Genomic DNA, 517 nt, shown 5'->3' on the forward strand with positions numbered 1-517 from the left:
CCCCGGTTGATCGGGACGGCGGGTTTTTTTCTGTTTGAAACATCACAGCCTGGATATCGGGCAATTGCACCGCCAGATTGTCCACCCGTGAACATTCTGGACGAGTGGCAGGGAGCGGTAGTCGTCTTGCTCCCGTGGTCGCACTCCATCTTTACCGTCGCTGCATGGTGAAAAAGTCAAAGGCGATCAGGTCCATTCTTTTTGTGACGATCCGCATGCTCCAGATGTTGTTTTCACTGGACGTGCATGACACCAATTGCGGCTCGGCCTGGTTCAAAAGATATTCATGCTGTATTTGCTGATTTGTCTGGTTGTAAAAATAGACTGAAATGTCGCTGAACTGGGCGAACCTGCAATAGCAACTGACAGCGGAATAACCCCAGTTGAAGTTTATGCGCATGTCTTGCGAGGTACCCGAAGCGTCCACGTGCATTTCAAGAATCTGCCCCGAACTTCTGTTGGCTATGGCGCTGAATGGTCCTCCGTGAGTTGGCTTGATACTCGAAAGAGCGGTGAT

1 protein-coding gene is annotated in these 517 nt (G+C 50.9%); it reads right to left on the bottom strand.

Translation table 11 applies throughout. The features are described from left to right. Window positions 1-151: 151 nt before the first annotated feature. A partial coding sequence (locus HT737_RS31470) for a hypothetical protein (protein WP_220459580.1) occupies window positions 152-517 on the bottom strand: 366 nt, incomplete at its 5' end.

The sequence above is a fragment of the Pseudomonas sp. MD195_PC81_125 genome, from assembly GCF_014060985.1.
In the GTDB taxonomy this organism is placed as follows: Bacteria; Pseudomonadota; Gammaproteobacteria; order Pseudomonadales; family Pseudomonadaceae; genus Aquipseudomonas; species Aquipseudomonas parakoreensis.